Origin of the sequence: Bradyrhizobium sp. A5 (assembly GCF_042076515.1) — a bacterium.
In the GTDB taxonomy this organism is placed as follows: domain Bacteria; phylum Pseudomonadota; class Alphaproteobacteria; order Rhizobiales; family Xanthobacteraceae; genus Bradyrhizobium; species Bradyrhizobium cosmicum.
In genome coordinates, this window is sequence record NZ_CP148990.1 from 2,451,274 (window position 1) to 2,473,029 (window position 21,756).

23 protein-coding genes and 1 riboswitch are annotated in these 21,756 nt (G+C 64.7%); of the genes, 12 read left to right on the top strand and 11 right to left on the bottom strand.

The genetic code is table 11. From position 1 onward, the window contains the following. Positions 1-41: 41 nt before the first annotated feature. Positions 42-446, bottom strand: a complete 405-nt coding sequence (locus WHZ77_RS11570) for a hypothetical protein (RefSeq protein WP_375313783.1) — start codon at positions 444-446, stop codon at positions 42-44. Between the two features lie 188 nt (positions 447-634). Between WHZ77_RS11570 and WHZ77_RS11575 the strand changes: the two genes are divergently transcribed. Beyond that, on the top strand, positions 635-865 hold the full coding sequence (locus tag WHZ77_RS11575; RefSeq protein ID WP_375313784.1) for a hypothetical protein: 231 nt from the start codon (positions 635-637) through the stop codon (positions 863-865). Positions 866-943: 78 nt separating this feature from the next. Beyond that, positions 944-2,914 carry a pyrroloquinoline quinone-dependent dehydrogenase gene (locus WHZ77_RS11580; RefSeq protein ID WP_375313785.1) on the top strand — a complete coding sequence of 657 codons (1,971 nt, stop codon included), beginning with the start codon at positions 944-946 and terminating at the stop codon, positions 2,912-2,914. Positions 2,915-2,960: 46 nt separating this feature from the next. Here the strand turns inward: WHZ77_RS11580 and WHZ77_RS11585 are convergent, their stop codons facing one another. Then, positions 2,961-3,203: a PilZ domain-containing protein gene (locus WHZ77_RS11585; RefSeq protein WP_375313786.1), complete on the bottom strand. Its 243-nt coding sequence runs from the start codon at positions 3,201-3,203 to the stop codon at positions 2,961-2,963. 183 nt (positions 3,204-3,386) lie between these two features. Between WHZ77_RS11585 and WHZ77_RS11590 the strand changes: the two genes are divergently transcribed. Then, the gene (locus WHZ77_RS11590; protein WP_375313787.1) at positions 3,387-3,680 is read left to right on the top strand and encodes an HdeA family protein; all 294 of its coding nucleotides are present in this window, start codon (positions 3,387-3,389) and stop codon (positions 3,678-3,680) included. Between the two features lie 120 nt (positions 3,681-3,800). On the opposite strand, the gene WHZ77_RS11595 is transcribed toward WHZ77_RS11590, so the two are convergent. Next, the gene (locus WHZ77_RS11595) at positions 3,801-4,265 is read right to left on the bottom strand and encodes a PaaI family thioesterase (protein ID WP_375313788.1); all 465 of its coding nucleotides are present in this window, start codon (positions 4,263-4,265) and stop codon (positions 3,801-3,803) included. Between the two features lie 205 nt (positions 4,266-4,470). Between WHZ77_RS11595 and WHZ77_RS11600 the strand changes: the two genes are divergently transcribed. Next, positions 4,471-4,767 (top strand): hypothetical protein, encoded by a 297-nt coding sequence (locus WHZ77_RS11600; RefSeq protein ID WP_375313789.1) that lies wholly within the window; start codon positions 4,471-4,473, stop codon positions 4,765-4,767. 104 nt (positions 4,768-4,871) lie between these two features. Further along, positions 4,872-5,126: a hypothetical protein gene (locus tag WHZ77_RS11605; RefSeq protein WP_015685021.1), complete on the top strand. Its 255-nt coding sequence runs from the start codon at positions 4,872-4,874 to the stop codon at positions 5,124-5,126. On the opposite strand, the gene WHZ77_RS11610 is transcribed toward WHZ77_RS11605, so the two are convergent. Further along, on the bottom strand, positions 5,123-5,353 hold the full coding sequence (locus WHZ77_RS11610) for a hypothetical protein (protein ID WP_151649350.1): 231 nt from the start codon (positions 5,351-5,353) through the stop codon (positions 5,123-5,125). The two genes, WHZ77_RS11605 and WHZ77_RS11610, sit on opposite strands and share 4 nt — an antisense overlap. Positions 5,354-5,738: 385 nt before the next feature. On the opposite strand from WHZ77_RS11610, the gene WHZ77_RS11615 reads away from it, so the two are divergent. After that, positions 5,739-5,981, top strand: coding sequence for a hypothetical protein (locus tag WHZ77_RS11615; RefSeq protein WP_375313790.1), 243 nt, complete (start codon positions 5,739-5,741; stop codon positions 5,979-5,981). Between the two features lie 73 nt (positions 5,982-6,054). Further along, positions 6,055-6,294 (top strand): DUF2798 domain-containing protein, encoded by a 240-nt coding sequence (locus tag WHZ77_RS11620; protein WP_375313791.1) that lies wholly within the window; start codon positions 6,055-6,057, stop codon positions 6,292-6,294. 692 nt (positions 6,295-6,986) lie between these two features. On the opposite strand, the gene WHZ77_RS11625 is transcribed toward WHZ77_RS11620, so the two are convergent. After that, a complete protein-coding gene (locus WHZ77_RS11625) occupies positions 6,987-7,238 on the bottom strand; it encodes a hypothetical protein (protein WP_375314892.1) in 252 nt (83 codons plus the stop codon). 186 nt (positions 7,239-7,424) lie between these two features. Here WHZ77_RS11625 and recA point away from each other — a divergent pair, with 186 nt between their 5' ends. From recA to WHZ77_RS11640, 3 genes are all read left to right on the top strand, one after another. Next, positions 7,425-8,513 carry a recombinase RecA gene (gene recA, locus WHZ77_RS11630; RefSeq protein WP_375313792.1) on the top strand — a complete coding sequence of 363 codons (1,089 nt, stop codon included), beginning with the start codon at positions 7,425-7,427 and terminating at the stop codon, positions 8,511-8,513. Positions 8,514-8,618: 105 nt separating this feature from the next. After that, positions 8,619-9,605: a hypothetical protein gene (locus tag WHZ77_RS11635; RefSeq protein WP_375313793.1), complete on the top strand. Its 987-nt coding sequence runs from the start codon at positions 8,619-8,621 to the stop codon at positions 9,603-9,605. After that, the gene (locus WHZ77_RS11640; RefSeq protein WP_375313794.1) at positions 9,572-10,612 is read left to right on the top strand and encodes a hypothetical protein; all 1,041 of its coding nucleotides are present in this window, start codon (positions 9,572-9,574) and stop codon (positions 10,610-10,612) included. Before WHZ77_RS11635 ends, WHZ77_RS11640 begins: the two co-directional genes overlap by 34 nt. A gap of 127 nt (positions 10,613-10,739) precedes the next feature. On the opposite strand, the gene gcvP is transcribed toward WHZ77_RS11640, so the two are convergent. From gcvP to gcvT, 3 genes are read right to left on the bottom strand one after another with little or no spacing between them, the layout of a single operon-like run. Next, on the bottom strand, positions 10,740-13,607 hold the full coding sequence (gene gcvP / locus WHZ77_RS11645) for an aminomethyl-transferring glycine dehydrogenase (RefSeq protein ID WP_375313795.1): 2,868 nt from the start codon (positions 13,605-13,607) through the stop codon (positions 10,740-10,742). Between the two features lie 17 nt (positions 13,608-13,624). Next, the gene (gene gcvH, locus WHZ77_RS11650; protein WP_375313796.1) at positions 13,625-13,993 is read right to left on the bottom strand and encodes a glycine cleavage system protein GcvH; all 369 of its coding nucleotides are present in this window, start codon (positions 13,991-13,993) and stop codon (positions 13,625-13,627) included. Positions 13,994-14,003: 10 nt separating this feature from the next. Continuing rightward, on the bottom strand, positions 14,004-15,152 hold the full coding sequence (gene gcvT, locus WHZ77_RS11655) for a glycine cleavage system aminomethyltransferase GcvT (RefSeq protein WP_375314706.1): 1,149 nt from the start codon (positions 15,150-15,152) through the stop codon (positions 14,004-14,006). A 145-nt stretch (positions 15,153-15,297) separates the two neighbouring features. Next, a riboswitch (glycine riboswitch) is annotated at positions 15,298-15,386 on the bottom strand. Between the two features lie 222 nt (positions 15,387-15,608). On the opposite strand from gcvT, the gene alaS reads away from it, so the two are divergent. After that, positions 15,609-18,290, top strand: coding sequence for an alanine--tRNA ligase (gene alaS / locus WHZ77_RS11660; protein ID WP_375313797.1), 2,682 nt, complete (start codon positions 15,609-15,611; stop codon positions 18,288-18,290). Positions 18,291-18,296: 6 nt separating this feature from the next. Continuing rightward, on the top strand, positions 18,297-19,529 hold the full coding sequence (locus WHZ77_RS11665; protein ID WP_375313798.1) for a cyclic nucleotide-gated ion channel: 1,233 nt from the start codon (positions 18,297-18,299) through the stop codon (positions 19,527-19,529). Positions 19,530-19,532: 3 nt separating this feature from the next. Here WHZ77_RS11665 and WHZ77_RS11670 read toward each other — a convergent pair whose 3' ends face one another. The 3 genes from WHZ77_RS11670 to WHZ77_RS11680 form a co-directional block, all read right to left on the bottom strand. Further along, positions 19,533-19,817, bottom strand: coding sequence for a DUF3303 domain-containing protein (locus WHZ77_RS11670; RefSeq protein WP_375313799.1), 285 nt, complete (start codon positions 19,815-19,817; stop codon positions 19,533-19,535). A gap of 5 nt (positions 19,818-19,822) precedes the next feature. Continuing rightward, a complete protein-coding gene (locus WHZ77_RS11675; RefSeq protein WP_375313800.1) occupies positions 19,823-20,323 on the bottom strand; it encodes a DUF3455 domain-containing protein in 501 nt (166 codons plus the stop codon). Between the two features lie 99 nt (positions 20,324-20,422). Continuing rightward, a complete protein-coding gene (locus WHZ77_RS11680; protein ID WP_375313801.1) occupies positions 20,423-21,637 on the bottom strand; it encodes an NADP-dependent isocitrate dehydrogenase in 1,215 nt (404 codons plus the stop codon). Positions 21,638-21,756 lie beyond the last annotated feature (119 nt).

Genomic DNA, 21,756 nt, shown 5'->3' on the forward strand with positions numbered 1-21,756 from the left:
ATCGTTCCCGGCTGGGTGCATGTTTTTCCCGGAACAGGGCGTCAGATCGGTTCGTAGGTCTCCGACCCGCAGATGTCATCCGCCTCGGCACGACGGCGATCGACCACTTTTCCGCCGGATATCGTCACGATGTAGGTCTGGGTGCCGAGCGCGGTGCCGGTGGCGGAGGTGAGCTGCGCGCGGACGCAGGCCGTCCAGCCCGGTCCGCGCACCTCTCGATGGGGCGGGGCGACGTGCACCTCACGCGGATAGGACGTTGTGACGAAGACCACGTCGATCTGATCGCGCACCAAGCGCTTGACATCGGGAGCGGGTTCTGGCGGCTGCTGCTCGGCTTCTTTCAGGCGCATGAACTCGGGCACCGGCGCGCGGCTGTCGGCAAAGCCGCAAGACGCCAGTGCCAGCGCGGCGGCGATCAGCGCCGCATGAGCAACAATCCGCAACATCCGTGAAGGTCCCCTGCGGGCCAACAGATAGGCAGGAATGCGATCTGGCGAAGTCCCGGCCGATCAAGATTTGCTGAAGACAAGTCTTGGCTGAAAAGGCAAGTCTTGCTGAAGATCAGGGAGCCCGCGATATTTGCTATTACGGGATTGCGAGCTAGTTTGTACCCCAGACGAGGGGGATTACGCCAATGAGGATTCTGGTCATAGCGGCCGCACTGCTGGCACTGACGGTCGTGTCGGTACAGGCGCAGGGCCGTGGCAGAGGCCAGCCGAACGAAGGCGCGCCCAAGGCGGACAACAAGCCCAAGGTCGACGAGAAGGCCTACAAGGCCGCACTCGAGCGCATTCCCGAGCCCAAGGAGAAGTACGACCCTTGGAGCGGGGCTCGTCCGGCCGAGCCCGTCAAGAAACCGAAATAGGCGAGGCGGGCGTTGCCGACCCGCCCGTGCTGTTTGGCCGCTGTCCTCGCGCTTCTCCTGCTTGCGTCATGGCCGTGCATGGCCTGGGACAGCTGGGGTGGCGATGCCGGCGGCTCGCGCTTTTCGCTCTTGCGAGAAATCACGCCCGACAATGTCGGTAATCTGGTTCGGGCGTTCGAATTCCACACCGGCGATCTTGCGGCCCGCCCGGCTGAGTTGATGCGGCGAACCAAATTCCAGGCGACGCCACTCTTCGTCGAAGACAGCCTGATCTTCTGCACGCCCTTCAACGAGGTGATTGCGCTCGATCCCGGCACCGGCGTGCAGAAGTGGCGCTTCGATCCGAAGATCGCCACAAATCAACGCCCCGCTAATCGCTACGTCTGCCGCGGCGTGACGTACTGGATCGACGATGAGGCGCCTGCGAATGCCGCCTGTCGATCGCGCATCTTCATGGGCACGAACGATGTTCGTCTGATCGCGCTCGATGCGAGGACCGGTGCGCCCTGTACCGACTTCGGCGAGAATGGGCAGATCAAGCTCGATATCGGCACGGCGCTGGAATGGCCCGGCGAATTCCAGATCACCTCGCCGCCGGCCGTTGGCCGCGGTGTCATCGTGGTCGGCTCCGCGATCGGCGACAACCGCCGCGTCGACGCGCCGAGCGGCGTGGTGCGCGCGTTCGATGCGCGCACGGGTCAGGCACGCTGGACCTTCGAGCCACTGAAGCGCGACGGCATCGAGGCCGGCCACGCCAATGTCTGGGCGCCGATGTCGGTGGACGCGGCACGTGGGCTGGTGTTCCTGCCGACATCCTCGCCGTCGCCGGACTTCTGGGGCGGCAAGCGGCCGGGCAACAACGAGCACGCCAATTCGGTGGTCGCGCTGCGCATCGAGACCGGCGAACTCGTATGGGCATTCCAGACCGTGCACCACGACGTCTGGGACTACGATCTGCCGGCGCAGCCGACGCTGACGCGCCTCGATACCGGTGACGGCCAGCGCGATGTGGTGATCCAGCCGACCAAGCAGGGTTTTGTCTTCGTGCTCGACCGCGACACCGGCAAGCCGGTGTGGCCGGTCGAGGAGCGCGCGGTGCCGCAGGGCGGCGCCGCGGGGGAGCGGCTGTCGCCGACACAGCCGTTTCCGACGCATGTGCCGGCGCTGACATCGCAGACGATCTCGACCGACGATGCGCTCTCGCTGTGGCCCGGCCTGCGCCGCTCTGCTTGCGAAAAGCAGTTCGCGGAGGCGCGCAACGAGGGGCTGTTCACGCCGCCCTCGACGCAGGGCACGATGGAATTTCCGTTCACGGGCGGCGGGGTGAACTGGGGCAGCGCTGCGTTCGATCCGCTCAATCAGATTCTCTACGCCAACACCGGCCGCGCCGTTCATCTCATCAAGCTGATCCGGCGCGCCGAGGCCGCCGGATTCAATCCGCCGCCCGGCCACGATTTCGGCCAGCAGCGCGGCGCGCCGTTCGCGATGTCGCGCGCGGTGATGATTTCGCCGCTCGGATTGCTCTGCAACAAGCCGCCCTGGGGCGAGATGGTCGCGGTCGATCTGAAGGCCGGCAAGATCATCTGGCGTGCGACGGTCGGGACCACCGAGGACCTCGCGCCGCTCGGCGTGCCGCTGCCCTGGGGCGCGCCGCTCGTGAACGGGCTCGCGGTCACCGCGGGTGGTCTCGTCTTCACCGGTGCGATGGACGCCTATCTGCGCGCCTTCGATGCGCGAAGCGGCAGGGAGCTGTGGCAAGGCCGGCTGCCCGTGCCCGGCGTCGCCAATCCCATGACCTATCTCTGGAAGGGCGAGCAATACGTCGCGATCGGCGCCGGCGGCCATTCCGAGGCGGGCACCTCGATCGGCGACAGCGTCGTTGCGTTTCGTCTGGCGCGGCCGGGCGAGGGGCCGTCATTGTGGTCGCGCACGATCGATCGTCCGGGCGGACGATTTTTTGCGGAGGCCTCACTGGTCGCGTTCGCGATCGTCGTGCTTGCGATCGGGAGCCTTCGCTGGCGTCGCAGACGTCGTATCGGGCGAACATAGCACTGCATCGTGCCCGCGTTGCGAACGCGCATTCACACCGTGTGTACTACTGTACGAAAGCGAGGCCGATGCGTCTGTCGCTACGCCAAACGGCACGGCAATTCCGCACCAAATTGTCGCGCGCGATCGACAGCGTGAACGATTGCGGCAATGTGACGGGGCCTTCGAGGTCGATCGCCGCGCCGCTGGACGACATATTTCGCACCGTGCACGCGATGCCGCTGTTTTCAAAAATGATCTTTCCACCCTTGAAAACACGGTGCCGCTGCGCTGCACGCTTCTCGATCATTCGCGTTAATCCATAATGACGCTTGTGAAATAGTGCATAGAAATTACGTTGAACTAAACTCAATACTGGCGCTACTTGCGCAGCGCTTCAGACTTCGTTTACGACGTTGAAGCGGCGAGTCACTCTGCCGACTTTCCTCGCAAGCCTTTTCTTTTATGGCGTCCCGCGCCGATGGAGATACTGATGAAGACCACGCTTTCGATTCTGTTCGCCGTAGCGTTCTCGCTGTCGTCGATGCCTGCCCATGCCGTCAAGTGGGACCTCTCGACCATGACCTGCAAGCAGTTCCTCGAGAGCGGGGAAGACAACATCGCGGTCGTGCTGACCTGGATGGACGGCTGGTACAAGGGCGACGAAGACAACGCGATCATCGACACCGAGGTGTTCATCGATAATGCCAAGAAGTTCGGTGCCTATTGCGGAAAGAATCCGACCGTCAGCGTCGTCACCGCGGCCGACGAAATTCTCGGCAAGTAATTCTTCAAGCGTGCCGAAGCGCGGAAGCAATCGCGCTTCGGCCTCTCGCTTCGATACGATCGTGATGGAGGGCCGCGGTGCGCTTTGCGCTCACGCGGCTCTCTTTTCTTGGGATGATGCTCAGCCCGGCAACATCGCGAATGCGCTCGACACCATCGCAACTGGCTTGTTGTCATTGGCGGAGAGCAGCGTGACGCGGCCGAAGCTCATGGTGCGCCCGAGCCGCACCACGCGGGCATCCGCGAGCACGTCGGAGGAGGAGACCGCGCGCATGAAATGCGTGGTCTGGTCGACCGTGGTCATCGGACGGTAGCCGCGATTGGCGGCGAGGTTCGCGATCACCATCGCGGTGTCGGCGAGTGCCATCAGTGCCTGGCCGCAGACCACGCCGCCATTGCGGCACAGGCGTTCCGAAAATGGCATGCGGAGCAGCGCGTTCGGCTGCCAGTCCGGCATATCGGCCGGCTGCGCGTGCTCGATGCGCTCGACGGTGAGGTTGAGATCCTGGACCCATGGCGCGAAGACTTCGCCGAGGATGCGCCTGGCCTCGGTGATGCCGAACTCGGCTTCTGGCTGCGATGGCATTGCTGTCGTTTCCCCCCGTGTTGCCGGATGTTGCGGGCATCTTGCGCGGATTGGCGCGGCAAAGTCACCCGGTCTTGTGCCGGTCGGTCGGCTTGAAAATGCCTGACTTCGCCCGATATGGTGCGGCGATGCGGCCCTCGGCGGGCGGTTGACAGGGACGACCAGGCGCGGTTGATCCGCCCCTGATGGACCTAAGGAGTACATGATGAAGCTTTTCCGTATGGCGGCGGTGCTGCTGGCCGTGCTGGCGGGACCGGCCTACGCGCAAATGCCCAATCTCAATTTGCTGCAGGACGGCCCGAGCAAGACGCCGGAAGAGAAGGCTGCGGAAGCCGAGCGTGACAGGGCCTACAAGGAAACGCTGAAGAAGATTCCGGATTCCAAGGCGTCCAACGATCCCTGGGGCGGCATGCGCACCGATCCGCCGAAGCCGTCTGCTGCGCCGAAGGCGTCGGCCGCAACCAGTGCGCCGAAGAAGAAATCCGGCGCGACCCCCAATTGATCGTATCGTCCGATCGGAGGCGGTTGACGCCTCCGGCCGGGACTCCTCTTCGTCCGGTCCGCGCCCTACATTCTCGAATGCGTGTTGCGTAGTGGAGGTACGGGATGGCCGATCGTCCGCGGGATCTCGCCGAGCGGATGGCACGCCGGCGCAAGATGGGCGGCCAGCCGGGCGAAAGCCGCGGCGATGGTTATCTGCGCGAGACTTTCACCTTGCCACGTGAGGCGGCGCGGGCGAGGGCGCAGGCCTTCTTCGCCCGCTACCCCAAGGCGGGCTATATGAGCGCGGTCGAGGCTTGGCGCGAACTGCCCGGCGGCGAGATCGAATTCACCATGCGGCGGCTGCCCAGCGCCGACTAGGCATTTTCACCCGCGACCATGCCGCCGGACTCGGGTTCAGGCCCCGTCCGCTGTCCGATGGCCTTCAACTCCCGATCGATGCGCAGCTGCACACGGCGGATCGCCAGCAGGTCGATCTTCGTTTCGGTCTTGCCCGTCTTGGTCTCTTCACCGATGCGGAACTGCCACTGCCAGATGCCCGGTATGGCGGTCTTGGCGACGGTGAACTCAACGCCTCTGTGATTCATGGTCACCTCCACGATTCACTTCCATGATCGCAAACATGTTGGGCGTCACAATATTCCCGCGACAAGCGAAATCTGCCGGTAACCCGTGGGTAGATCATCGGGATTTGGAAATCGCGCGTGGTCCGAAACAAACGAACTCGGATTCCGAAAGGAGACAGGCTTGCGGAGGCTGCGCCACGGGAGTCGCACGCGGCGACATCGCCGCCGCAGGAACTCTGTTCAGGTTGGGAGAGCCACGGGCGGCCTACGGCCTTCACACTGTGGTTCCATCGTGGTGCGAAGCGAGCAGGAGTGGTCGACACTTTTCCACTTTTGCGTGTCATCCGTCTCTGCTCCTGCTAATGCCGATGGGCGGCGCGAGCGCGATATCGCGAATGAGGAAGGCGTGAACTGGCTGAGACACATTGTGCTGCGCTGGGGTGCACGGAATATCTCGCTGGCCTGTCCTCGCTGCCGGCATCCCGCCTCCTCGTCGACGTTCAGGCGCGGGCGGTTCATGCTCGGTGACGAGGAGCTCGTCTGCGAGGCGTGCGGCGAGAGCAGCGTCGTCACGTTCTGGCGTTTCGAGGGATTGTCGTGCTGCGCCGAGGCGATGCCGCGCGCGCCGGTGACCAACTCGCGACGCTGACCGACGCCTGCGATGCGAGCGGCGGCACGTGCCTTGCTTGACCTGATGCCCGGCCAAGCAACAAGGGCGCGTCATGCTCGGCATTCCCCGCCGCTACAGTCATTTCGTCTTCGGCATCATCCAGTCCGGCCTGACCTCGCTGATCGCGGCGGGCATCGCCAGCCTGCCTGCGGGCAGCGCGATGGTCTTCCTCGGGCACTGGATGGTGTCGTGGCTGATCGCATGGGCCGCGATGCTGCCGATCGTGCTGCTGGCGGCGCCCGCGATCCGCGCCTTCTCGCTGCGGCTGACGCGAGAGGAGAGGGCGCCGTGAACCGGCCGGCAGGCATGAAAAAACCCGCTTGGGGAGAGCCAAGCGGGTGAGAGAGTTATTGGAGGCTGAGGTGCTGGGCTGCAACACCATAGCCAGAGAACACTAGCCTGCCCGGCTTACGACAGCCTGACAGGCCGGCCGATCGAATCCGCGCGCGTAAGCCAAAAACCCCGCTCGGGGCAGAGCGGGGTCCTCAGGCTGGTATGGAGACCCGGTGTTGGTCCACCGGGCGGGAGAAGATTAGGGGAGCAGGCTTACGGGTGCCTGACCGCGGCACTGAAGGCCCCGGCCGAAGAGGCCGCAGACTGGCCCCGCACACGTCCCAATTTGGCCACCCGATCGCACGACTGGAGCCACAGCCGCGGGCGAGATTTCGCACCGTCAGGCGCGGCCATGGGGGAAACGTGGCGCGCCGGCAGCGGGGTCGCATCATGGACAAGGTAGAGCGGTCGTTCGCCGCCGCGACGGCGGTTGGCTTTGTGGTGCTGGTGATCGGCATCGGGTTGCTGGCGCTGATGTAGGCGCAGCATGGGCGCAAGGTGTGGGACTGCCATGCCGGGCGGTCGCGCGCCGCCGCGGCCTCAGAAACATCGAAAACAACCCCATGCACAGTAAGTCGCCGAGGGATTTCGCTGCGCCGTCAATGGCTTGTTGGAGGTGTCAGGATACCAATAGCCTGCGCCTCGGCGGCCCTATTGGACATTGATCGGGTCGAGAGGAAGGTGGAGTTCGGCGGCGCGCTCCCGGCGATCCTTCTGGCGGAATTCGTTTTCCTTCCGTTCGAACTTCGCCATCTCCTCAAGCGCTGCCGCCAGCAGCTGATTGCGCCTGGTGGCATCGTGGTGCGTATTTTCAGTCATGATCGAGGTTCCCGGAGTGGCGGTCTCCGCGCAGCTAAAGCCGTTCGCCGCCAAATATTCGCTACGGCAGGATTGCGAAATCATGACGGCGCCCGGGCGATGCGTCTTTGATGCGCGTCATGCTTCAGGCGCATGCCTTCGGTCGGTACCGTTATCCGCAAAAGAACATATTGCGAACTCGGAACAAATAGAGTACATTGTTTTTGTCGACGACCCGCCGCGCCAGCCGTTTGTCCCCCTAGCGAATCCCCGCCATAAGGAGCACGACCCATGTCCACCACTGCCCTGCGTATCGTCGAAGGATCCTCCATGGACAAGACTAAAGCCCTGGCCGCCGCGCTCTCCCAGATCGAGCGCCAGTTCGGCAAGGGCTCGGTGATGAAGCTCGGCAAGAACGACCGCTCGATGGATGTCGAAGCGATCTCGTCGGGGTCGCTGGGGCTTGATATCGCGCTCGGGATCGGCGGCCTGCCGAAGGGACGCGTGGTGGAAATCTACGGACCGGAATCCTCGGGCAAGACCACGCTGGCGCTGCACACGGTGGCGGAAGCGCAGAAGAAGGGTGGCATCTGTGCCTTCATCGACGCCGAGCACGCGCTCGACCCGGTCTATGCGCGCAAGCTCGGGGTCAACATCGACGAACTCCTGATCTCGCAGCCGGACACCGGCGAGCAGGCGCTGGAAATCTGCGACACGCTTGTGCGCTCGGGTGCGGTGGACGTTCTGGTGGTCGATTCGGTCGCGGCGCTGGTGCCGAAGGCCGAGCTCGAGGGCGAGATGGGCGACGCGTTGCCGGGCCTTCAGGCGCGATTGATGAGCCAGGCGCTGCGCAAGCTGACCGCCTCGATCAACAAGTCCAACACCATGGTGATCTTCATCAACCAGATCCGCATGAAGATCGGTGTGATGTACGGCTCGCCGGAAACCACCACCGGCGGCAACGCGTTGAAATTCTACGCCTCGATCCGCCTCGACATCCGCCGCATCGGTGCGATCAAGGAGCGCGACGAGGTGGTCGGCAACACCACCCGCGTCAAGGTGGTGAAGAACAAGCTGGCCCCGCCCTTCAAGCAGGTCGAATTCGACATCATGTACGGCGAGGGCGTCTCCAAGATGGGCGAGATCCTCGATCTCGGCGTCAAGGCCGGCATCGTCGAGAAATCCGGCGCCTGGTTCTCCTACGACAGCCAGCGCCTCGGCCAGGGCCGCGAGAACTCGAAAGCGTTCCTGAAGGCCAACCCTGATATCACCGCCAAGATCGAGACCGCGATCCGGCAGAACTCCGGCCTGATCGCCGAGCAGATTCTCGCCGGCACGCCGGAGCGCGACGCCGACGGCGAGGAGCCGGCGGACGAGTAAGCCTTAGCGCGAAAGAGTTTTCGCGAGGAGCGGGCGCTGAGGACGTTGAGTTGCCGACGTCATCGGCGCCCGTTTCGTTTTGCGTTGGAGTGATCAGGTGGTGCGATGAAGCGTCTGATCTTGACCAGTTCGTTCGGAACCGATCTCGCCAAATCGGGGCTGGCCGATATTGCAGTCTTCTTCGTTTTCCGTTTCGCGTGGGGGCCGCTGCCTTCGCCGGAATATCTCGCAGCTTATTTCGGAGCGCAGTCGGGGACGCTCAAGCCGGGCGATCACTGGTCGGATTGGCGCACGAAATGGCCTGATGCCTTCAGGGATCGCAAGAATCTGTCCTTTGGCGACTTTTGCGAGCACTATGACGAGATTGAACTCTGGTTCGATGCGAACCCCGAAGATCAATTGCAGCTGATTTGGCTGCTCGATTATTTCGGTTCGTGCCCCAATTTGCTGCCAAAGCTCAAATTGCGCTTGTTGGCGTTCGAGCTGTACGAAGCAAGAGCGCAGGTCTCCGAAACGTCGGCGTCACATATTCCCATCGTGGATGTCACAGCAAAGGAACTCGAGACTGCCACGATAGCGTGGGAGTCTTATCGTGCACCGACGCCCGAGGCCTGCGTTGATCTCCTCCGCCACGATCTGAGCGCCTTGTTGATGCTGCGGCCGGCCCTGGTCGATCTGCTGGCAGAGCTGCCGTCGCCGCTGACGGGCCTTGGCGCGACCGAGATGCGATTCCTTGAACTCCTCGCCAGTGGGTTCGCTAACACAAATGCGTTGTTTCATCTGCGCTCGCAACGGCGCACATATGTGTTCAGGGAATTCGAGTTGGGTTCGTTGCTGGAGGGGCTCGCGCTTGGCCCCAGGCCCGTGGTGGCCGGGTTGGGCGGCGAGCTGCGCACAATCGGACGGGAAAATTTGAGAGCCCGGCACGAGGTCTATCTCCGCAGTCGATTGTCGTTGACCGAGTTCGGCAAGGCGGTCCTGGCCCATCAGGAGGATTTCAGCCACCACAATTCGATCGATCGCTGGTGGGGCGGCACCCACCTGACCAACGATCGGCTGTGGCGCTGGGGCTCTGTTTTGACGAAGCCTTGAAGCGTGCGGAGATGACCCGGCTTATCGTCACCACAGATTCGTCCACAGCCGGCGTTCTCCAGCAAGCCGGCCCCGCCGACCTCGTCATCGCGATCGAGCGCCGGCTTGTCTGGGGACTGTTGCCGTCCGCTGCCGAGTTGGACGCCTTCTTTGCGCCGCGCACGACGCAGTCGCGCGGCCTTCATTGGCTGGACGATACGCCGCCTTGGCGCGTCGTCGAACCGGGTGTGGGAGATCGCGGACTGATCGAACTGTCTGCTGAATGCGACTCGGTCGAACTGTGGATGGGCCCAGAGCCAAATGCGCAATTGATTCTGCTGTGGCTGCTCGACCATTGCCGCCGTGAGAGAGCGGCTATCTCCAAATTCGTCATACGTCAGCTCGACATGGCCGTTGGAGGCGCCGATCCCCAGCCGTTTGCGAAGCTGAACCCGCGGATCCTCGCGCCCGCGCAAGACTGCCTTGAACTGGCCGGTCGTGCGTGGCGGGCTTATCGTGCGCCGACGCCGCAGGCCTGGTTCGATCTCCTCGAAGCGGATTTGACTCCGCTGCCGCGGCTTGAACGCTGCGTTCTGGACCTGCTTGAAGAACTTCCGCACCTCGCCTCAGGCCTTGGAGCTACGGAAGCGCGGATACTTCAGCTCATCGCGCCGGGTGGCGTGCACCCCTTCGATGTCTTCCCGGGCCATCAGAAGCCCAACGAGCGAGGCGTGTACGGATATTGGGAAGTCGGAACCCTGCTTGACGGGCTCGCGCGTTGCCAGAGGCCGGCGGTGTCGGGACTGGATGAAGGCCCGTTTGCCCTGGACATGCACAATGAGCCAGCTCGCCTCGATCGGTATAGAGGATCGCGGTTGTCACGGACCGAGTTCGGCAACGCGGTACTGGCTGGCGACGAGAATTTTTGCCGCCACAATCCGATTCGGCGCTGGTGGGGCGGGACTGAACTCACCAACGAGCGACTGTGGCGATGGGATCGCGCGACGCGCTCGCTGGTTGTGCCGTAAATCGGAGCCGGAGGGTGGATTAGCCGAAGGCGTAATCCACCATCTTTGTCGCCGCGGAAGCAGACGCGGTGGGTTACGCTGTCGCCTGCGCTTTGCGCAGCCGCCAGCTAACCCACCCTACGACCCGTTACTCCGCAGCTTCCGCGTAATCGCTCACCGGCGGGCAGGAGCACACCAGATTGCGGTCGCCGTAGACGTTGTCGACGCGGCCGACCGGGCACCAGTATTTGTCGGTGCGCGAGGTGCCCGCGGGGAAGCAGCCCTCGGCGCGGGTGTAGGCGCGCTTCCAATCGTCATCGACGATGTCGTGCACGGTGTGCGGGGCGTGACGCAGCGGTGACGCCTCGATCTTGAAGCGGCCGGCCTCGACCTCGGCGATCTCCTTGCGGATCGCGATCATTGCGTCGCAAAAACGATCGAGCTCCGCCTTCGATTCCGACTCGGTCGGCTCGATCATCAGCGTGCCCGGCACCGGGAAGCTCATCGTCGGTGCATGGAAGCCGTAGTCGATCAGACGTTTTGCGATGTCGTCCACGGTGACGCCGCTGGTCGTCTTCAGCGCGCGCGGATCGACAATGCATTCATGCGCGACGCGGCCCTTCTCGTTCTTGTAGAGCACCGGGAAGTGCGGATCGAGGCGCGCTGCGATGTAGTTGGCGTTGAGAATCGCGATTTCGGTGGCGCGCTTCAGGCCGTCGCCGCCCATCATCAGGATGTAGATGTAGGAGATGGTCAGGATCGACGCCGAGCCGAACGGCGCGGCCGAGACCGGGCCGACCGGCGCGTCCGCCTGCGTTGACGGGTGGCCAGGGAGGAAGGGCGCAAGATGCGCCTTGACGCCGATCGGACCCATGCCGGGGCCGCCGCCGCCATGCGGGATGCAGAAGGTCTTGTGCAGATTGAGATGGCTGACATCGGCGCCGTAATCGCCGGGCCTGCTAAGGCCGACCTGCGCATTGAGGTTGGCGCCGTCGAGATACACCTGGCCGCCATGGCTGTGGACGATGTCGCAGATCTCGCGGATATGCTCCTCGAACACGCCATGGGTCGAGGGATAGGTGATCATGACCGCGGCGAGATCCTTCGTATGCGTCTCGGCCTTGGCGCGGAGATCGTTGACGTCGACGTCGCCGTTCTTTTCGCAGGCGACCACCACCACGTCCATGCCGGCCATCGCGGCCGAGGCCGGGTTGGTGCCGTGGGCGGAGGAGGGGATCAGGCAGATCTTGCGATGGCTGTGCCCACGCGCGGCATGATAGCCGCGGATCGCGAGCAGCCCGGCATATTCGCCCTGCGCGCCCGAGTTCGGCTGCAGCGAGATCGCGTCATAACCGGTGATGTCGCACAGCCATTTTTCCAGCCGCGCGAACAGCGCGTGATAGCCCTTGGCCTGATCGCGCGGGACGAACGGGTGCAACGTCGCAAACTCCGGCCAGGTCAGCGGCATCATCTCGGTGGTCGCGTTCAGCTTCATCGTGCACGATCCGAGCGGGATCATCGCGCGGTCGAGCGCGAGGTCGCGGTCGCTGAGCTTGCGCATGTAGCGCAGCATCTCGGTCTCCGAGCGATGCGCGTGGAACACGGGATGGGTGAGGAAACCGGTGCCGCGCTTCAGCGCCTCCGGCAGCACCTCGCGCGTGGTGGCGTCGATCTCGGCATAGTAAAGCGTGCCGCCGAAGGCGCGCCAGACCGCCTCGACCGTCGCGGGCGTGGTGGTCTCGTCGAGCGCGATGCGCAAGCTCGTTTCACCGACGCCGAGATTGATCTTTTCGGCGGCGGCGCGCGCGACGATCTCGGCTCGCCCAGCGCCGGCGTCCACGCTGATCGTGTCGAAGAAGGTTTCGCTGTCAGGCGCAAAGCCGAGCTTGCGCAGGCCGGCGGCGAGCACGGCGGTGCGGCGATGCACGTTGCGCGCAATCTGCGTCAGGCCCTCGGGTCCGTGATAGACTGCATACATCGAGGCGATCACGGCGAGCAGCACCTGCGCGGTGCAGATGTTGGAGGTCGCTTTCTCGCGGCGGATGTGCTGCTCGCGGGTCTGCAGCGCAAGGCGATAGGCGGGCGCGCCGCGGGAGTCCACGGAGAGGCCGACGATGCGGCCGGGCAGCGAGCGCTTCAGCGCATCGCGCACGGCCATATAGGCCGCGTGCGGTCCGCCGTAGCCCATCGGCACGCCGAAGCGCTGCGCCGAACCGATGGCGATGTCGGCCCCGAGCTCGCCGGGCGAGGCGAGCAGCGTCAGCGCCAGCAGGTCGGCCGCGACGATCGCGAGTGCGCCCTTGGCCTTCAGCGCGGCGATCGCGGGCCTGAGGTCGCGCAACGCGCCCGAGCTTCCAGGATATTGCAGCAGTGCGCCGAGCACGTCGGCCTTGTCGAGATCGGCGAGGGGATCGCCGACGATCAGGCTCCAGCCCAGCGGCTCGGCGCGGGTGCGCATCACGGCCAGCGTCTGCGGATGCACGTCCTTGTCGACGAAGAAGGCGTTTGCTTTCACCTGCGAGTGCCGCTCGGCGAGCGCCATCGCTTCGGCGGCGGCGGTCGCCTCGTCCAGCAGCGAAGCGTTGGCGACGTCGAGCCCGGTGAGGTCGCAGATCATGGTCTGGAAGTTGAGCAACGCTTCCAGCCGGCCCTGGCTGATCTCGGGCTGGTAGGGCGTGTAGGCCGTGTACCAGGCCGGGTTCTCCAGGATGTTGCGCTGGATCACCGTGGGCAGGATCGTGCCGGAATAGCCTTGGCCGATCAGCGAGGTGAAGACCTGGTTCTCTCGCGCGAGTTCGCCCATATGCGCGATCGCCTCGGTCTCGCTGAGCGGCTTGCCGAGATCGAGGGGGGCGGCCTGCCGGATCGAAGCCGGCAGCGTTTCCGACATCAGCGCGTCAACGCTCTTGGCGCCGACAGTTTCGAGCATTGCGGTGACATCGCGCACTGAGGGGCCGATGTGGCGGCGAACGAAAGTGGCGGCGGTCTCGCCGCTGGATTTACGGTGCGCGGTCATCGCTTGCTCCATCGTCCTTAAGCCGTATGTACCTTGTAGGCGGCTTCATCCATGAGGCCGCCGAGCTCGTTCTTGTCGGCAATTTTGATCTTGAAGAACCACGCCTTGCCCTGCGCGTCCGAGTTCACCAGCGCCGGCTCGGCGGCGAGCGCATCGTTGGTTTCGAGCACCTCGCCGGTCACAGGCGCGTAGACGTCGGAGGCCGCCTTGACCGATTCCACAACGGCGGCAGCTTCCGCCTTCTTCAGCGCGCGGCCGACCTTGGGCAGTTCGACGAACACGACGTCGCCGAGCTGCGACTGCGCGTAGTCGGTGATGCCGACGGTGGCGACATCGCCGTCGATGGCGAGCCATTCATGGTCGGAGGTGTACAGCGTCGTGGTCATTCTCGGGTCCTCAGCGTTTGTAGGTGTTTTTCACGAAGGGCATGGCGGCGACGGCGAGGGCCAGGCGCTGGCCGCGCACTTCGGCGAAGATTTGCGTGCCGAGCGCGCTCGATGCGGTGGGCACGTAGCCCATCGCGACCGGCGCATTCAGGCTCGGGCCGAAGCCGCCCGATGTCACTTTTCCAATCGGCTCGCCGCCTGCGCTGGTCGCGAACAGCAGCGCGCCTTCGCGCACCGGCGCGCGGCCCTGGGCCAGCAGGCCGACACGGCGACGGGATGCGCCGTTGTCAAAATGGGCGAGGATCTTTTCCGCGCCGGGAAAGCCGCCGGCGCGCGCGCCGCCGCTGCGTCGGCTCTTCTGCACCGACCATTCAAGCGCGGCTTCGACCGGGGTGGACTCAGTGTCGATGTCGTGACCGTAGAGGCAGAGCCCGGCTTCCAGCCGCAGGCTGTCGCGGGCACCTAAGCCGATCGGCATGACGTCGGGATCGTCGAGCAGCATTTTGGCCAGGCGCTCGGCATCGGCAGCGGGGACCGAAATCTCGAATCCGTCCTCGCCGGTGTAGCCGGAGCGCGAGACGAAACAGTCGAGGCCGGCGACCTTGTGCGGGCCGGCGTCCATGAACTTCATGGACGGCGCCTCTGCACATAATTTCGCCAGCACCGATTCCGCCTTCGGGCCCTGCAACGCGACCAGCGCGCGGTCGGCCAGCGAATCGATGATGTAGTCGCCGGAGAGATTCGCGCGCAGATGCGCTTCGTCCGCGTCCTTGCAGGCGGCGTTGACGACCAGGAACAGGTGATCACCGAAATTGGCGACCATGAGATCGTCGAGGATGCCGCCGTCGTAATTGGTGAACTGGGCGTAGCGCTGCCGTCCCGGTGCAATCGCGACGATATCCTGCGGCACCAGCCGCTCCAGCGCGCGGGCGGCGTCCTCGACCTTGCCCGATTTCGGGCGGAGCGCGAGCTGGCCCATGTGGGAGACGTCGAACAGGCCGGCGGAAGAGCGGGTATGCAGATGCTCTTTGAGCACGCCCGCGGGGTATTGCACCGGCATGTCATAGCCCGCGAACGGCACCATCTTGCCGCCGAGGGATAGATGCAGCCCGTGAAGGGGCGTTCTTTTCAGGGAGTCTTGGTCGTCGCGCGCAAGCATCACGGGGCCCTCGGCGGTTCCCCGGGGACGATTCCCCGGTGGACACCAGTCGAAGCCCCATCTGTCGCTGTGCCTGAGAGTATTATCCCGTCGGCGGACGCTGTTCGGGTCTTAAGCCCGCCAGTGCCTCTTTCCAGATGTCGTCAAAGCCACGCGGTCCTTTTGCCTGAGAGTTTCCGGGGCGGTTGCTCCTTCGGCGCCGGCACCAAAGCCGGTCTCTCCCGACGTGGCCGTACGATACAGATGGGTACAGACCACAGGGCGGCCAAGCCTGTCAACGCAGGCTTTGCGCCTTTCAACGGGATTGCGCTGATGCGGCAACCCACTGATCTGTCTGCACAGTTTCTGGACAGCGAAGCTGGCCTTGTCTAAAAGCGCTCTGGCCCGCAGATATCAGTCCAAACTCGCGGTTTGGATGGCAAGTCAGCGGGTCCAAGCACACCCGATTGGATGAACATGAGCGGCGTCAACGAGATCAGGTCGACCTTTCTGAACTTCTTTGCCGAGAACGGCCACGAGATCGTGTCGTCCTCGCCATTGGTGCCGCGCAACGATCCGACATTGATGTTCACCAATGCCGGCATGGTGCAGTTCAAGAACGTCTTCACCGGCGTCGAGAAGCGGCCCTATCAGCGCGCCACCACCTCGCAGAAATGCGTGCGTGCCGGCGGCAAGCACAACGACCTCGACAATGTCGGCTACACCGCGCGCCATCTCACCTTCTTCGAGATGCTCGGCAACTTCTCGTTCGGTGACTATTTCAAGGAACGTGCGATCGAGCTGGCCTGGAAGCTGATCACCAGGGAATACGGGCTGAAGAAGGACAAGCTGCTGGTCACCGTCTACCACACCGACGACGAGGCGGCTGATCTCTGGAAGAAAATCGCGGGGTTCTCCGACGACCGCATCATCCGCATCCCGACCTCGGACAATTTCTGGGCGATGGGCGACACCGGTCCGTGCGGCCCGTGCTCGGAGATCTTCATCGACCGCGGCGATCACATCTGGGGCGGACCGCCGGGCTCGCCGGAAGAGGACGGCGACCGCTTCCTCGAGTTCTGGAATCTCGTGTTCATGCAATACGAGCAGGTGACGAAGGAGGAGCGCGTGGCGCTGCCGCGTCCCTCGATCGACACCGGCATGGGCCTCGAGCGCATGGCCAGCATCATGCAGGGCGTCGACAGCGTGTTCGAGACCGATCTGTTCCGTCATTTGATCGACGCGACGTCGTCCGCGCTCGGCAGCGGGCCGAACGAGCAGACCGTGGCCTCGTTCCGCGTCATCGCCGACCATTTGCGCTCCTCGGCCTTCCTGGTCTCCGACGGCGTGCTGCCCTCGAACGAGGGCCGTGGCTATGTGCTGCGCCGGATCATGCGCCGCGCGATGCGCCATGCGCAGCTGCTGGGCGCGAAAGAGCCGCTGATGCATCGGCTGGTCTGGGCGCTGGTGCGCGAGATGGGCCAGGCCTATCCCGAGCTCTTGCGCGCGGAGAATTTGATCGAGGAAACGCTGCGGCTGGAGGAGACCCGCTTCCGCAAGACGCTGACCCGCGGCCTTGCCATCCTCGACGAGAAGAGCGCGTCCTTGAAGAAGGGCGACATGTTCGACGGCGACGTCGCCTTCACGCTGTACGACACCTACGGCTTCCCGCTGGATCTCACGCAGGACGCGCTGAAATCGCGCGGCATCGGCGTGGATCAGGCCTCGTTCACCGACGCGATGGAGCGCCAGAAGGCCAAGGCGCGCGAGTCCTGGAAGGGCTCGGGCGAGGCAGCTTCCGAGGCGATCTGGTTCCCGCTGCGCGAGAAGCTCGGGGCCACCGAATTCCTGGGCTACGAGACCGAAAGCGCCGAAGGCGTGGTCTCCGCGCTGGTGAAGGACGGCCAGGAAGTTGCCAGCCTCAAGGCCGGCGACACCGGCGCGCTGCTGCTGAACCAGACGCCGTTTTACGCGGAGTCCGGCGGCCAGGTCGGCGACACCGGCGTGCTGACGGGCGAGGGCGGCATCAAGTTCCGCGTCACCGACACGCAGAAGAAGCTCGGCGATCTCTTCGTCCATGTCGGCGTCGTGGAGAGCGGCGAGCTGAAGCTCGGCACCGCGCTGCAGCTCGAGGTCGATCACGGCAGGCGCTCGTCGATCCGCGCGCATCACTCGGCGACGCATCTCATTCACGAGGCGCTGCGCCAGGTGCTCGGCGATCACATCGCCCAGCGCGGCTCGATGGTCGCACCCGACCGTCTCCGCTTCGACTTCGTGCATCCGAAGCCCATCACCGCGGAAGAGCTCGCCCGCGTCGAGGACATCGCCAACGACGTGGTGCTGGAGAACGACGAGGTCACGACCCGCGTCATGGGCGTCGATGAAGCGCGTGAACAGGGCGCGCGCGCCCTGTTCGGCGAGAAATACGGCGACGAGGTCCGGGTCGTCTCGATGGGCCGGACCGCGCGTGAGCGCGGCGCCAACGCGCTCGGCTGGTCGGTCGAACTGTGCGGCGGCACCCATGTGCGGCGCACCGGCGACATCGGCCTGATCACGCTGACCGGCGAGAGCGCGGTGGCCTCCGGCGTGCGACGCATCGAGGCGCTGACCGGCAATTACGCACGCAGGCACGCCAACGACACCATGGCGCTGGCGAAGACGGCAGCCAACGAGCTGCGCACCTCGATCGACGACGTCCCGGCGCGCATCACCGCGCTGATGGACGAGCGCAAGAAGCTCGAGCGCGAACTCTCCGACGCCCGCAAGAAGCTCGCGATGGGCGGCGGCGCGTCCGCCGGCGACGGCGGACAGTCCAACGTCGTGGAGATCGGTGACGTCAAGTTCTACAGGCTTCACGTCACGGGATTGCCGAGCGATGAACTCAAGTCGCTGGTCGACCAGGCCAAGGCTGAAATCAAGTCGGGTGTCGTCGCGGTTGCGAATACGACGGCCGACGGCAAGGCCAGCCTCGTTGTCGGCGTGACCAAGGATATGTCGGCCCGTTTCGACGCCGCAAGCCTCGTCAAGATCGGCGTGCCGGTCGTCGGCGGAAAGGGCGGCGGCGGCCGGGCCGAGATGGCGCAAGGTGGTGGACCTGACGGAGCAAAGGCTCTCGACGCCCTGTCGGAGATCCAAAAAGCCATTGCGGCGGGCGCTTAAGCGGCCATGCGCCCCGTTCCGCGAGGACGTGGGCTTCGCGATCCCGACTTGAGGGATCGCCTCTACGAACTGCTGGAGCACGATCCCCTGGCCTATTCGGCGGGATCGCGCTTCATTCAGCTCATCATCGGCGTCGTCGTGCTCAACGTGACCGCGATGATCCTTGCCTCCGTGCCGGAGCTTGACGCGCAGTTCGGCCTGCTGTTCTCGGCGATTACGATTCTGTCCGTGATCGTGTTCGCGCTGGAATATGCCGCGCGGCTGTGGACGGTGGCGGGTCACACGCAACGCAAGGCGTCCGCGCTCGCCGACCGGCTATCTTATGCCTTCTCCGCGCTCGGCATCATCGACCTCCTGGCCTTTCTGCCCGCGGGAATCGTGCTCGCGACGGGCCAGCATGCGACGCTGGCGGCCCTTGGCGTGCTGCCGTTCTTCAAGCTGATACGATACTCGCCGGCGATGCGCTCGCTGCTGGCCGCCGTGCACGCCGAGCGGCGCGCGCTGATCGGCTGCATCGTCATCCTGATCGGCGCGGTGCTGACCTTCGCCTCGCTGCTCTATGCGATCGAGCGCGACGTGCAGCCGGACAAGCTCGGCACCATCCCGCAGGCGATGTGGTGGGCGATCGTGACGCTCGGCACCGTCGGCTATGGCGACGTCGTGCCGGTGACGGCGCTCGGAAAATTCGTCTCCGTCTTCACCATCGTCAGCGGCTTTGCCATGATCGCGCTGCCGGTCGCGATCATCTCGACCGCCTTTGCCGAAGAGGTGAAGCGGCGCGATTTCGTCGTGACCTGGGGCATGCTGGCGCGGGTGCCGCTGTTCTCGCATCTGTCGGCCGCGGAGATCGCCGACATCATGCGGCTCTTGCGCGCGCGCACCGTCGAGCAGGGCGAGATCCTGGTGCGCCGGGGCGACGCCGCCTCGTCGATGTATTTCATCACCGCCGGCGAGGTCGAGATCGCGCTGCCGAGCCAGCAGGTGCGGCTCGCCGACGGCACCTTCTTCGGCGAGATCGCGCTGCTGCACAAGACCAAGCGCAGCGGCACGGTGACGGCGACGCGCAAGACGCGCCTGCTTCTGCTCGATGCCCAGGATTTTCACGCCCTGATCGAGCGGATGCCGACGCTCGCCGCCCACGTCCACGAGACCGCGCGGGCGCGGCTGGAGGAGACCGGCGATCTTGCAGCCGCGGAGCTGGCGCAGGCCGAACGCGACGACGGGCGCCGCGGCAAGTAGCCGTCAGTCCTTGTCGAGGAACGGCGCGACCACCTCGCGCGTCTCCTTGCTGGGCACCACAGGCACGATCTCGAAGGTCATGCCGTTGCCCTGGCAGTTCAGAACCCATTCCTGCAGCAGGCGGGCGTCGTCGCATTCCATCAGCTGGAAGCAGCGGTCGAAATTCGGCTCGATCCAGCTGCTGAGATATTTGAGACCGTCGGGGAATTTGACGCCCTCGTCGCGCACGCGGCGATAGACCGGAATCGGGTCACGGTCCCTGAAGCGTTCGATCACCATGAAAAGCATCGGCCTCAGCCCTTCTTCAGGAAGACGTAGTCGGCGGAGTAGGGCGCGCTTCTGAACTCGCCGGCTTTCTCGCAGGCGCCGTCGAGCTTGCCGCCGTGGGTGTTGATGCGCTGGACCGTGGTGACGGGGGTGAGGACGCCGCTGCCGCGATGGGCGGTGACGTCCAGCTTCAGCCAGGGGATGTCGGCCGCGGTGGCGCCCGGCGCATTGCCGACGGCCTTGCCGACCACGGCGCTGCTGTCGGCCAGCTCCCAGTTCGGGCCCGCATAATGTCGGCCGATGGTCTTGCCTTCGGACAGCAGCGTTGCGATCGGTTCACGGAAGGCCCAGGCGAGCTTGCCGTCGGTGCCGGCCTTGCACTCATAGACCTGCGCGCCTTCGGCATGGACGCTGAGCACGACGGACTCGCCCGGCGCTGCGATGGCGTCAGGGAGTGGGTCCGCGGCGGCGGCCGGTCCGATCAGAGCCGCGAGCAGTAGGGTGGGGGCAGCAAGCTTGATCAACATGGTGGTCTCCGCGAAAGCTCTCGAAAAAGAAAACGGGCCGCGCTTGTCGCGCGGCCCGTGATGATGTCCGGCCCAGTCGGGCGAAATTGCGGATGGCCGTCAGGCCGCCAGCGCCTTTGCCAGGTTTTCCGCGACCTTGTCGAGGAAGCCGGTGGTCGAGAGCCAGCGCTGGTCGGCGCCGACCAGGAGCGCGAGGTCCTTGGTCATGTAGCCTTCCTCGACGGTGTCGACGCAGACCTTCTCCAGCGTGTTGGCGAACTTGGCGAGCTCGGCATTGTTGTCGAGCTTGGCGCGGTGGGCGAGGCCACGGGTCCAGGCGAAGATCGACGCGATCGAGTTGGTCGAGGTCTCCTTGCCCTTCTGGTGCTCGCGGTAGTGGCGGGTCACCGTGCCGTGGGCAGCTTCCGCTTCCACCGTCTTGCCGTCGGGGGTGAGCAGCACCGAGGTCATCAGGCCGAGCGAGCCATAGCCCTGCGCGACCGTGTCGGACTGCACGTCGCCGTCGTAGTTCTTGCAGGCCCAGACATAGCCGCCCGACCACTTCAGCGCCGAGGCCACCATGTCGTCGATCAGGCGGTGCTCGTAGGTCAGGCCCTTGGCCTCGAAGTCCTTCTTGAACTCGCGGTCGTAGATGTCCTGGAAGATGTCCTTGAAGCGGCCGTCATAGACCTTGAGGATGGTGTTCTTGGTCGACAGATAGACCGGGTAGTTGCGCAGCAGGCCGTAGTTCAGCGAGGCGCGGGCGAAGTCGATGATGGAATCGTCGAGATTGTACATCCCCATGGCGACGCCGGCGCCCGGGGCCTTGAACACTTCCCTCTCGATCACGGTGCCGTCCTCGCCGACGAACTTCATCGACAGGGTGCCCTTGCCCGGGAATTTGAAGTCGGTGGCGCGGTACTGGTCGCCATAGGCGTGGCGGCCGATGATGATCGGCTTGGTCCAGCCGGGAACCAGGCGCGGCACGTTCTTGCAGATGATCGGCTCGCGGAAGATCACGCCGCCGAGGATGTTGCGGATGGTGCCGTTCGGCGACTTCCACATCTGCTTGAGGTTGAACTCCTTCACCCGGGCCTCGTCCGGGGTGATGGTGGCGCACTTGACGCCGACGCCGACCTTCTTGATGGCTTCGGCGGCGTCGATGGTGACCTGATCGTTGGTCTGGTCGCGGTACTCCATCCCCAGGTCGAAATAGAGCAGCTCGACATCAAGGAACGGGTTGATCAACTTGTCCTTGATGTACTGCCAGATGATCCGGGTCATCTCGTCGCCATCGAGTTCGACGACGGGATTGGATACCTTGATTTTTGCCATGATCGGAGAAGCCCTCTTGGGAACGGCGCTTGCGGCGCGCCACGTGAATATCCGCCGCCTCTTAGCACCGCCGCGCGGCGGGCGAAAGCCAAGTGATTATGCACTTTTAGCCGATCCAG